Annotated in this window: 7 protein-coding genes, 1 tRNA gene and 1 pseudogene; all 9 read left to right on the forward strand. The window is 65.0% G+C overall.

From position 1 onward, the window contains the following. The first annotated feature begins 48 nt into the window (after window positions 1-48). The gene (gene dnaA / locus BAY61_RS00005) at window positions 49-1,692 is read left to right on the forward strand and encodes a chromosomal replication initiator protein DnaA (RefSeq protein WP_091806365.1); all 1,644 of its coding nucleotides are present in this window, start codon (window positions 49-51) and stop codon (window positions 1,690-1,692) included. Between the two features lie 754 nt (window positions 1,693-2,446). Beyond that, window positions 2,447-3,580 carry a DNA polymerase III subunit beta gene (dnaN, locus tag BAY61_RS00010; RefSeq protein ID WP_091806368.1) on the forward strand — a complete coding sequence of 378 codons (1,134 nt, stop codon included), beginning with the start codon at window positions 2,447-2,449 and terminating at the stop codon, window positions 3,578-3,580. Window positions 3,581-3,602: 22 nt separating this feature from the next. Continuing rightward, window positions 3,603-4,508 (forward strand): annotated as a pseudogene (gnd, locus tag BAY61_RS00015) (phosphogluconate dehydrogenase (NAD(+)-dependent, decarboxylating)); the annotation flags it as partial. Window positions 4,509-4,520: 12 nt separating this feature from the next. Continuing rightward, on the forward strand, window positions 4,521-5,672 hold the full coding sequence (gene recF / locus BAY61_RS00020) for a DNA replication/repair protein RecF (protein WP_091806374.1): 1,152 nt from the start codon (window positions 4,521-4,523) through the stop codon (window positions 5,670-5,672). Window positions 5,673-5,880: 208 nt separating this feature from the next. After that, the gene (locus BAY61_RS00025; RefSeq protein ID WP_176879764.1) at window positions 5,881-6,435 is read left to right on the forward strand and encodes a DciA family protein; all 555 of its coding nucleotides are present in this window, start codon (window positions 5,881-5,883) and stop codon (window positions 6,433-6,435) included. A gap of 268 nt (window positions 6,436-6,703) precedes the next feature. Further along, window positions 6,704-8,668 (forward strand): DNA topoisomerase (ATP-hydrolyzing) subunit B, encoded by a 1,965-nt coding sequence (gene gyrB / locus BAY61_RS00030; RefSeq protein ID WP_091806379.1) that lies wholly within the window; start codon window positions 6,704-6,706, stop codon window positions 8,666-8,668. A 46-nt stretch (window positions 8,669-8,714) separates the two neighbouring features. Continuing rightward, window positions 8,715-11,270 carry a DNA gyrase subunit A gene (gene gyrA / locus BAY61_RS00035; RefSeq protein WP_091806382.1) on the forward strand — a complete coding sequence of 852 codons (2,556 nt, stop codon included), beginning with the start codon at window positions 8,715-8,717 and terminating at the stop codon, window positions 11,268-11,270. Between the two features lie 13 nt (window positions 11,271-11,283). Then, entirely contained in the window at window positions 11,284-12,039 is a 756-nt protein-coding gene (locus tag BAY61_RS00040) for a DUF3566 domain-containing protein (protein WP_091806384.1), read from the forward strand. A gap of 48 nt (window positions 12,040-12,087) precedes the next feature. Continuing rightward, window positions 12,088-12,161, forward strand: a tRNA-Ile gene (locus BAY61_RS00045). The last annotated feature ends 9 nt before the right edge of the window (window positions 12,162-12,170 follow it).

Below are 12,170 nucleotides of genomic sequence, written 5' to 3' on the forward strand. Positions count from 1 at the left end.
ATGTGGCTGTCAAACCGGCTGAGGTCGAGGGGAGGGGAGCGGAGCAGCGTGTCTGAGCATCAGTTGAACCTGGCGGTCGTGTGGGAACAGGTTGTCAGGGAACTCGCGGACGGCACGCTTTCGCCCCAGCAACGAGCATGGATGCGGGTTACCCGCCCCATCGGGCTACTCGACGGCACCGCGCTGCTTGCCGCGCCGAGTGACTTCGCGAAGGAAGCCATCGAGCGCGCGCTGCGCGAGCCGATCACCAAAGCACTGTCCCGCCGCCTCGGCAGGGACGTCTCGCTCGCCGTCAAGGTCGACACCGCCGACAGCGCGCCTGCCCCGAGTGCACCCAGTCGATACGCGGCGTCACCCGCCAGGACGGACAACGGCAACGGACAGCGGCCGGAGAAACCACCGCTGCCTCCCGCCGACGAGACGATCACCGTCCCCGCCGTGCGGCATCAGCGTGCCGAGCCGCAGGACCCGAGGCCGATGCCGCCGCCAATGCCCCCTCCGATGCCGAAGAGCACCCTCGAACACGGAGACGACGGCGAAGAAGAGGTGGACGAGGAAGGCGAGGCGCTCGCCGCCGTTCACGAGATCTGGCCGACCTTCTCTGGTCGGCCGGTGGCAGGCCAGCCCTACACGGCTCCCGCCCAGCCGCAGACATCGAAGACCCGGCTCAACGAGAAGTACACCTTCGACACGTTCGTCATCGGCGCTTCCAACCGGTTCGCCCACGCCGCCGCGGTCGCGGTGGCCGAGGCGCCGTCCAGGGCATACAACCCGTTGTTCATCTGGGGAGAATCCGGGCTGGGCAAGACCCACCTGCTGCACGCGGTCGGGCACTACGCGCAGCGCCTGTTCCCCGGCATGCGCGTGCGCTACGTCTCCACTGAAGAGTTCACCAACGACTTCATCAACTCGCTGCGAGACGACCGCAAGGTCGCGTTCCAGCGGCGGTATCGAGATATCGACATCCTTCTCGTCGACGACATCCAGTTCCTCGAAGGCAAGGAAGGAACCCAGGAGGAGTTCTTCCATACCTTCAATACGCTGCACAACGCGAACAAACAGATCGTCGTCTCCTCCGACCGGCCGCCCAAGCGCCTCGAAACGCTCGAAGACCGACTCAGGACCAGGTTCGAGTGGGGGCTGATCACCGACATCCAGCCTCCCGAGCTTGAGACCCGCATCGCGATCCTCCGCAAGAAGGCCGCGCAGGACCGGCTCGCGGTACCGGGCGACGTTCTTGAGTTCATCGCCGCCCGCATCGAGGCGAACATCAGGGAGCTGGAGGGGGCGCTCATTCGCGTCACCGCGTTCGCGTCGCTCAATCAACAGCCCGTCGACGTCGGGCTCGCGGAGATCGTGTTGCGCGACCTCATTCCCGATTCACAGGCACCTGAAATCAGTGCTCCCACGATCATGGGAGTGACCGCCGAGTTCTTCGACGTCACGCTTGAGGATCTGTGCGGGCCTGGCAAGACGAAGGCGCTCGCGACCGCACGGCAGATCGCCATGTACCTGTGCAGGGAGCTCACCGACATGTCGTTGCCCCGCATCGGGCAGACCTTCGGTGGCAGGGACCACACCACCGTCATGCACGCGGACAAGAAGATCCGCAAGGAGATGGCGGAGCGAAGGCGCATCTACGACCAGGTCCAGGAGCTCACCTCCAGGATCAAGCAGCGCGCCCGCCAGTAGGCGCGCGACAACTCCTCTTTCCTTACTCTCCATTCGCCGGTTCAGGCCGCGCCGCGCTGTCGCGCGCTCCTTCCTTCCCTACGTGTGGAAGCGGCCCGCGACAGCGCCCCACAGCTCGCTTTCCCGCGCGCCATTTCGTCGCTCGACGGTCGCGTGAGCACCCGGCGGCACCGGATCTGAGCGACGAAAGTGCTTGTATGCCAAAGCTTTTGTCACCCGGCGGAGCGATCCGGGTCACTTTTCTTCAGTGGGCAGCCTGGGTACAGCTCGACCCACACCTGGGGACAAACCTGTGGAAACCTGGGGACAACTGTGGATCGCTTGCGGACAACCAAAATCCGTCCACCGGCCGCCGGATCAGTCCACCGATCCACCACCAGGGATATCCACACCTACGCGAGTACACAGACCTGCGAAGACAAGCGCTATCCACACAACCCACAGCCCCTACTACTACGACTGAACAAAGATCTCTCTGAAGAAAAACAAAACAAAAACAAGCGATCCGCGAAGCTGGGGACATCTCGCCGTTGGCTTGGTCGGGCCGAGATGACGGCAGGCACCAAGACGCTCTAACGTGGAAACCCACACCCCGGTCCGTTCGGCCGGTGCCGTCGGCTGCGACGCACCGCAACTGAGCGAACCCACACAGCCATTACTCCACTCCCGTCTTCGCGTTTGTCGGCGACGGCAGCGGGAGTTGTTTGTCGATCTTTCGAGCTGAAAAGGGCTCGGCTGTCGAAAGGATGCGCGCATGAAAATCCGCGTCGAGCGTGATGGGCTTGCTGACGCTGTCGCCTGGGTGGCCCGCAGCCTGCCGTCCAGGCCGCCGGTTCCGGTGCTGGGTGGCGTGTTGCTCGACGCGGGTGCCGACGGCGGATCGGATGCGCTGACGGTCTCCGGATTCGACTACGAGGTCTCCGCGACCGTCGGCGTTCCCGCGACGATCGCCGACGGCGGACGCACGCTCGTGTCCGGCCGATTGCTTGCCGACATCACGAAAGCCCTTCCCGCTCAACCGGTCGAGATCGCCGTCGACGGCGCACGCGCCACCATCACGTGTGGCAACGCGCGATTCAGCCTGCCGACGATGCCGGTCGAGGACTACCCTCAGCTCCCGGCCCAACCGGATCTTGCCGGTGAGGTGGCAGGCGAAGCCTTCGCCCAAGCCGTCTCGCAGGTCGCGGTGGCGGCTGGCAAGGACGACACCCTGCCGATGCTCACCGGCATGCGCCTCGAAATCACCGGCAACACGCTGACCCTCGTCGCGACGGACCGCTTCCGGCTCGCGATGCGGGAGTTCGAATGGCAGCCGGCCGAAGGGCTCACGGACGCGTCGGTTCTCGTTCCCGCTCGTACGCTCGCCGATGCCGCGAAGGCGCTCGGCGCCTCTGGCGCGACCGTGCAGATCGGACTCGCGAGCGGAGACGGGCTGCTCGGGCTCACCGGATCCGGTCGTTACACGACAACCCGCCTTCTCGACGCGGAGTTCCCCCCTTACCGGCAGTTGCTTCCTTCCCAGCACACTTCCCGCGCGGTACTCGGCGTTTCGACGCTCGCCGAAGCGATCAAGCGCGTGTCGCTCGTCGCGGAGCGCGGAACCCAGGTGCGACTCGAATTCACCGAGGGAACGTTGCGGCTCTCGGCAGGTGGCGACGACGAGGGGAGCGCCGAGGAAGAACTGCCCGTCGACTACGAGGGCGAGCCCGTCACGATCGCGTTCAACCCCGGTTACCTCGTCGACGGCCTCGGCGCGTTGCACACCGATCGGGCCGAATTGACTTTCACGACCCCCAACCGTCCGGCGTTGATCAAGCCGGCCGACGACAATGGCGACGTGGTGCCCGGTTACCTCTATCTGCTGATGCCGGTCCGCCTTCCCGGCTGAGCACCGCACGCAAGCACGACCCCGAAGGGACAACTCCATGGTTCAGCTCGGACTCGTCGGCCTTGGCAAAATGGGCTTCAACATGCGGGAACGCCTGCGCGCGGCAGGCCACGAGGTCGTCGGATACGACCGCGCCGCCGACGTGAGTGACACCGCCTCGCTCGCCGATCTCGTCGCCGCGCTCGACGCTCCCCGGATGGTGTGGGTGATGGTGCCCGCCGGCGACGCGACGAGTCAGACGGTGCTCGAACTGCGGGACCTGCTCAGCGAGGGCGATCTCCTGATCGACGGCGGGAACTCGCGCTACACCGAGGACAAGGTCAACGCCGGATTGCTTGGTGAGAAGGGGATCGGCTACCTCGACGTCGGAGTGTCCGGCGGGGTCTGGGGCAAGGAAAACGGCTACGGCCTGATGGCGGGAGGCTCCGCCGAGGACATCGAGCGGGCGATGCCGATCTTCGATTCGTTGCGTCCGGAGGGACCTCGCGAGGAAGGCTTCGCGCACGCGGGCCCAGTCGGCGCGGGGCACTACGCGAAGATGGTGCACAACGGCATCGAGTACGGCCTGATGCAGGCTTACGCGGAGGGCTTCGAACTGCTCGAAGCCTCCGACGTCATCGAAAACGTGCCCGCGGTGATCAAAGCATGGCAGCGGGGAACCGTCGTCCGGTCGTGGTTGCTCGACCTGTTGGTCCGCGCTCTCGACGAGGATCCGGAACTGGACGACCTCGAAGGATACGTCGAGGATTCCGGTGAAGGCCGGTGGACGCTGGAAGAAGCCATCAACAACGCGGTTCCCGCGCCCGTCATCTCGGCGGCGTTGTTCGCGCGATTCGCATCCCGGCAGGAGGATTCGGCCGCGATGCGCGCGGTGGCGGCGTTGCGCAACCAGTTCGGCGGGCACTCGGTCAAGAAGATCGTCGAATAGGTACGGCTACTCGTGTACCTCCGTCACCTCCAGGTGACCGACTTCCGATCGTGGGAACACGTCGACCTTCCGCTCGAACCCGGCGCGACCGTCCTTGTCGGGCAGAACGGCAGGGGGAAGACAAACCTGATCGAGGCGATCGGTTACGTGGCCACGCTGGGTTCACACCGGGTCGCCAACGATGCACCTCTCATCAGGCAGGGCAGTGAGCGGGCGCTCGTGCGCGTCGCTGTGGTCAACGAGGGCAGAGAACTCACGGTCGAGCTGGAGATCGCGCCGGGCAGGGCCAACAGAGCCAGGGTCAACAGGGGCGCGGTCGGCAGGCCACGCGATGTACTCGGGATCCTGCGGACCGTGTTGTTCGCGCCGGAGGACCTTGCCCTCGTACGCGGCGACCCAGGAGAACGGCGCCGGTTTCTCGACGAGTTGCTCGTGTTGCGCGCTCCCCGGTACGCGGGGGTGCGCAGTGACTACGAGAAGGTCTTGCGGCAGCGCAACGCGCTGTTGAAAACAGCAGGCAAGCGCAAGGGCGACGATCCTTACGCGCTGTCGACCCTTGAGGTGTGGGACAACCACCTCGCGACGGCGGGGGCACAGCTGCTCGCGGCCAGGTTGAATCTGGTGGCCGACCTCGCACCACACACGGCGGCAGCCTATGCGGGAGTGGCTCCCGATTCGCGGCCGGTCCAGATCAGCTATCGCTCCAGCCTGGGTGAGGCGCTACCGGCGGATTACGGTGTTCCCGGTGGTCAGCGAGCTGAAGAGGAGACGCTGGCCGGGATCCTCGTCGAGGCGCTCGGCGCGTCGCGCGCCGCGGAACTGGAGCGTGGGGTAAGCCTGGTCGGACCACACCGGGACGAGCTTGAGCTCATGCTCGGCGACGCTCCGGCGAAGGGGTACGCCAGCCACGGGGAGTCATGGTCGTACGCGCTCGCGCTGCGGCTCGGTTCCTACGAGTTGCTTCGTGCCGAGGCAGGGGGTGAACCGGTGTTGCTGCTCGACGACGTTTTCGCCGAACTGGATCGCAAGAGAAGAGCCAAGCTCGCCGAGGTAGCAGTGAGTGCCGAGCAGGTGCTGGTCACCGCGGCTGTGGATGAGGACGTCCCCGCGGAGCTGACCGGAGTCCGCTACACGGTTTCGGAGGGTGAGGTGCAACGTGCCTGATCAGACGGGTGCGCACAAAGAACGGCAACCCGGCGTGAGGGGGGCCACAGCATTTGCCCACCTATCTGGGGATAAGTCTGTGGATAGTGTGGATAACACGGCAAATCTGTTATCGCCGCGCGTGACTGAAGGCCCAAATGAGGCGGTCAATACCCCTCGGGTGGGCGGTTTCGTAAGTGAGTCCCCCAAACGTGACACCGAGCGTAACATCGTGGCTGGGCCAAATGAGCCGGGGTCAGCAGACCATCCACAGGGCCGTGACCTCGCTCGGGCCGCGCTGGACGCGGCGCGGCAACGCGCGGCGGCGAGGGGGACAGAGCCCGGTTACCGCAAGCCCGGTCGAGCGGGCAAGGGCGGTTCCCGGCAAAACCCGCGTCGACGTCGCTGGTCGGGGCCCGGAGTCGACGAGAGGGACCCGCAGCCGCTGGGCAGGCTTGCATCGCGGATGGCGACTCAAATGGGTTGGGGAGAACAGCTCGCCAACGGGCAGGTGTTCGGACAGTGGGTTCGGCTCGTCGGGGAAGAGGTAGCCGAGCACGCGCAGCCGGTGGCGCTGAAGGACGGCGAGCTCACCGTACGGGCAAGCTCGACCGCCTGGGCTACCCAGCTGCGGTTGCTGCAACGGCAGTTGCTGGCGAAGATCGCCAAGGGCGTCGGTCACGGCGTCGTGAAGCGCATGCGGATCCAGGGTCCGACAGCGCCGAGTTGGCGAAAGGGGCCACGCCATGTTCCAGGTCGAGGGCCTCGCGATACATACGGCTAGCCGAGGGGACCGGTCACCCGCCAGAGTGGGACAGCCTGGGCAAGCCGAGACGGCGCGAGACGCCCATTGGCCACTGCCGGACTCATCCTGATTTGAGTTCGCCCCCCTGTGACGAAATCAGGGGTGTCCTTGGTGCATGTGAGCACGACTGGCCAAGTAAACTTATAGGGGTAAGCCGGATTGGTGCCGGACGAGTATCAACTGGTGTGCCCGACGGAGGCACGCCTCGCGTGTGTCCTGATGGGCGAGACGAGGAGAAAACAGGCCGGTGGCAGACAACAAGAGCGAATACAGCGCGTCCTCTATTACCGTCCTTGAGGGTCTTGAAGCAGTACGCAAACGCCCTGGCATGTATATCGGCTCCACCGGTGAACGTGGTTTGCACCATCTCATCTGGGAGGTCGTCGACAACTCGGTCGACGAGGCCATGGCGGGGTACGCGACGAAGGTCGAGGTCACCATCCTCGCCGACGGCGGCGTGCGGGTCGTGGACGACGGCCGAGGCATCCCCGTCGACATGCACCCCGTCTACCAGCAGCCGACGCTGGAGATCGTGCTCACCCAACTCCACGCGGGCGGCAAGTTCGACAGCGAGTCCTACGCCGTCTCCGGCGGTCTGCACGGCGTCGGCGTTTCCGTGGTCAACGCCCTTTCGACCGCGCTCGACGTGGAAGTCCACACCAGGGGCAAGATCTGGGCGCAGCACTACGACAAGTCCGTGCCGGGTGAACTCGTGGAGAAGGGCCCCACCGACGTCACCGGCACCACGGTCACCTTCTGGGCCGACCCCGAGATCTTCGAAACCACGTACTACAGCGCCGAGACCGTGGCACGGCGGCTTCAGGAAATGGCCTTCCTGAACAAGGGCCTCACCATCGTGCTGCGTGACGAGCGGATCTCCGAGGAGAACGGAGAGGACGCCACGGGGGAGCGCGCCCAGATCAAGGAGCGCACCTACCACTACCCCGGCGGGCTCGAAGACTTCGTCAGGCACATCAACGGCAGCAAGGACCCGATCCACCCTTCCGTCGTCGCGTTCGAGTCGAAGGACGACGGCCTTGAGGTCGAGGTCGCGATGCAGTGGAACAACGGCTTCACGCCATCGGTGTACACGTTCGCCAACACGATCAACACGCATGAAGGCGGTACTCACGAGGAAGGCTTCCGTGCTGCGCTGACTCGTGTCGTCAACAGCTATGCGCGTGACAAGAAGCTGCTCAAGGAGAAGGACGCCAACCTCACCGGCGACGACGTACGCGAGGGCCTCGCCGCGATCGTCTCGATCAAACTCGCCGAACCCCAGTTCGAGGGGCAGACGAAGACGAAGCTCGGCAACAGCGAGGCCAAGACCTTCGTCCAGACCACCTGCAACGAGTGGCTTGCCGACTGGTTCGAGCGCAACCCGACGGAAGCCAAGACCATCATCAACAAGGCCGTATCCAGCGCGCAGGCCCGCATGGCCGCACGCAAGGCGCGGGACCTGGTTCGCCGCAAGGGCGCGATGGACATCGGTGGCCTTCCCGGCAAGCTGAAGGACTGCCGTTCCACGAACCCCGAAGAGTGCGAGCTCTACATCGTGGAGGGTGACTCCGCCGGTGGTTCCGCGAAGGAGGGGCGCGACTCGAAGTACCAGGCGATCCTGCCCATCCGCGGCAAGATCATCAACGTCGAGAAGGCCCGCATCGACAGGGTGCTCAAGAACAACGAGGTCCAGTCGCTGATCACCGCGCTCGGTACCGGCATCCACGACGAGTTCGACATCTCGAAGCTGCGCTATCACAAGATCGTGCTCATGGCCGACGCCGACGTCGACGGACAGCACATCCGCACCCTGCTGCTGACGTTGTTGTTCCGCTTCATGCGCCCGCTCGTCGAGCAGGGCTATGTCTACCTCGCGTCACCACCGCTCTACAAGATCAAGTGGCCGAGGGCGGAGCCGGAGTACGCCTACTCGGACAAGGAACGTGACGGCCTGCTGGAAGCGGGGAGGGCCGCGGGTAGGAAGCTGCCGAAGGAAGACGCGATCCAGCGGTACAAGGGTCTCGGTGAAATGAATGCCGAGGAACTGTGGGAGACCACCATGGATCCAGCCAACCGGCTGCTGCTGCAGGTGACGCTCGACGACGCGGCGACCGCTGACGAGCTGTTCTCCGTGCTGATGGGCGAGGACGTCGAGGCGCGACGTTCGTTCATCACCCGCAACGCCAAGGACGTTCGTTTCCTGGACGTGTGACCCCGTACCTGTCGTCCACTGAGGACTGTCCAACCAAGAAGGACCTATGACGGAAACCTTGCCGCCGGAGAACGACCGGGTCGAACCGGTCGACATCCAGCAGGAAATGCAGCGCTCCTACATCGACTACGCGATGAGCGTGATCGTGTCGAGGGCGCTGCCAGACGTGCGCGATGGCCTCAAGCCGGTTCACCGCCGCGTGCTCTACTCGATGTTCGATTCCGGTTTCCGGCCGGAGCGCGGTTACAACAAGTGTTCGCGCGTCGTCGGTGACGTGATGGGTAACTATCACCCGCACGGTGACTCCGCGATCTACGACGCGCTCGTCCGGCTCGCGCAGCGCTGGTCGATGCGGTACCCGCTCATCGATGGTCAGGGCAACTTCGGATCTCCTGGCAACGACCCCGCCGCCGCCATGCGGTACACGGAGTCGCGGCTCGCGCCGCTCGCCATGGAGATGCTGAAGGACATCGAAGAGGAGACCGTCGACTTCTCCGACAACTACGACGGTCGTACCCAGGAACCCGATGTCCTGCCGAGCCGGATTCCGAACCTCCTCGTCAACGGTGGTTCGGGCATCGCCGTCGGTATGGCGACCAACATCCCGCCGCACAACCTGCGGGAGGTGGCCGACGGTGTCGTGTGGGCACTGGACAACCCTGAGGCCGACGACGACGAAACACTCGCCGCGCTCATGCAGCGGATCAAGGGACCCGACTTTCCCACCAAGGGCCTCATTCTCGGTACGCAAGGCATTTCGGACGCGTACCGCACCGGCCGTGGTTCGGTCCGAATGCGGGCTGTCGTCGAGGTCGAGGAAGACGCGAAGGGGCGTACGACGCTCGTCGTCACCGAGCTGCCGTACCAGGTGAACCCCGACAACCTCGTTGAGAACATCGCGGCGCTCGTTCGCGACGGCAAGCTCACCGGTCTCGCCGACATCGCCGACGAGACCAACAGCCGCAGCGGTATGCGCATCGTGATCACGCTCAAGCGTGATGCGGTCGCCAAGGTCGTGCTGAACAACCTCTACAAGCACACCCAGCTCCAGTACAACTTCGGCGTCAACATGCTGGCGCTCGTCGACGGTGTTCCGCGCACACTGCGGCTCGACCAGATCGTGCGGCACTACGTCAAGCACCAGATCGAGGTCATCGTCAGGCGGACCCGGTACCGTCTGCGCAAGGCCGAGGAACGCGCCCACATCCTGCGTGGTCTGGTCAAGGCACTCGACCACATCGACGAGGTCATCGCGCTGATTCGCCGGTCGCCGACCGTGGACGTGGCGCGCACCGGACTCATCGAATTGCTGGACATCGACGAGCTGCAAGCCACCGCGATCCTCGACATGCAGCTTCGCAGGCTGGCGGCGCTGGAACGGCAGAAGCTCGTCGAGGAACTGGCCGAGATCGAAGCCAAGATCGCCGACTTCCAGGACATTTTGGACCGTCCGGAGCGGCAGCGTTCCATCGTTCGTGAGGAACTGCTCGAAATCGTCGAGAAGCACGGCGACGAGCGGCGGACCCAGATCATTCCGTTCGACGGCGAGGTTTCGGTCGAGGACCTCATCGCCGTCGAAGACGTGGTTGTCACCATTACCCGCACGGGTTACGCCAAGCGCACGAAGACCGACCTTTACCGCTCACAGAAACGCGGCGGCAAGGGTGTTCAGGGCGCGACTCTCAAGCAGGACGACATCGTCCAGCACTTCTTCGTGTGCTCGACGCACGACTGGATCCTGTTCTTCACCAACAAGGGCAGGGTGTATCGCGCGAAGGCGTACGATCTGCCGGAAGCCAGCAGGAACGCCCGTGGTCAGCACGTGGCCAACCTGCTCGCTTTCCAGCCCGACGAGGCCATCGCCGGTGTCATTCAGATCCCGAACTACGAGGTCGCTCCCTACCTGGTGCTGGCGACACAAAAGGGGCTCGTCAAGAAGTCCAAGCTGAGCGATTTCGATTCGCCGCGCGCGGGTGGTCTGATCGGCATCAATTTGCGGGAAGGCGACGAATTGGTCGGTGCGGTGCTGGCCTCGGCGGACGACGACCTCCTGCTGGTTTCCTCCGACGGCCAGTCGATCCGCTTCCACGCCACGGACGAGGCGTTGCGGCCAATGGGAAGGGCGACGTCCGGTGTTCTCGGGATGCGGTTCAACGAAGGTGACGAACTGCTGGGCATCAGCGTGGTGAAGGAAGACACGTTCCTGCTTGTCGCCACCGACGGCGGGTATGCCAAACGGACACCGATCGAGGATTACCCGGTGCAAGGCCGTGGCGGTAAGGGAGTGCTGACCATTCAGCACGACCGTAAACGTGGCAGGCTGGTAGGTGCGCTCATCGTCGACGCGGACGACGAGCTGTACGCCATCACCGCGGCGGGCGGCGTCATCCGGACGCCGGCGGGGCAGGTGCGCAAGGCGGGCCGGCAAACGAAGGGTGTTCGGTTGATCAATCTCGACGAGGGCAACACCTTGCTGGCGGTGGCACGCAACGCGGACAAGCCATCGGACGTCCCCAACGGAGAAGAAGAAGCTAACGGGGAAGCCGAAGGCGACGACACAACGCAAGGCACTGTTAGCGTCGACGGCGCGGGATCTGACTAAGGACTGACCGCTTGTGACACCACCTGACAACTCCGAACGGCGGGGCACCGGCGGCGGTGCGGTCGATGGACCGGCCGACTCGACCGGCGATGTCGCTCCGCCCTGGCAGCGAGTGGCCAAGGACAACGTCGGCGGTGCGTCCGCTCAGGAGGGTGAAGGATTCGGCGACCGGTGGTCCGGCGGCCAGGTGCCGCAGGAGGAGCCCCATTACCAGGGCCCGTATCCCAACGGGAGCAACGCCGACACCCAGATCGTCTCCGGCAGCGCGGCCAACCGCTTGTTCGGTGGCAACGCCACCGAGACCACGCAGCGGATGGGACAGGAGGGGCCGCAACAGGGTGGTGCCTCCGGGGGAAGGCCGAGGTCCGCGCCCACCAGCGCCCTTCGCCGCCCCGGTAGGGGGCCGCGAAGGGCGAGCCTGCAAATCAAGCGCTTCGACCCGTGGTCGGTGCTGAAACTGTCCCTGGTGCTCGGTGTCGCGTTGTTCCTCGTCTGGCTCGTCGCGGTCGGCGTGCTCTACACGGTGCTCGACGGCATGGGCGTGTGGGACAAGGTCAACGGCACCTACACGTCGCTCGTCCAGGGTGACAGTGCCGATGCGGCAGGCGAACCACTCATCAGTGCGGGACGGGTCTTCGGCGTCGCCGCGATCGTCGGCGCGATCAACATCGTGCTCATCTCGGCACTCGCCACGGTGAGCGCCTTCATCTACAACGTGTCGGCTGACCTGGCCGGTGGCCTGGAGGTGACCCTCTCGGAGCGCGAGTGACCCGGTGCGGGAAGGCGACCAGCCGTCCTGTAAAGTTCACTGCGTTCCGGGCCCATAGCTCAGGCGGTTAGAGCGCTTCGCTGATAACGAAGAGGTCGGAGGTTCAAGTCCTCCTGGGCCCACAGCAGATC

The sequence above is a fragment of the Prauserella marina genome, assembly GCF_002240355.1.
GTDB lineage: Bacteria > Actinomycetota > Actinomycetes > Mycobacteriales > Pseudonocardiaceae > Prauserella_A > Prauserella_A marina.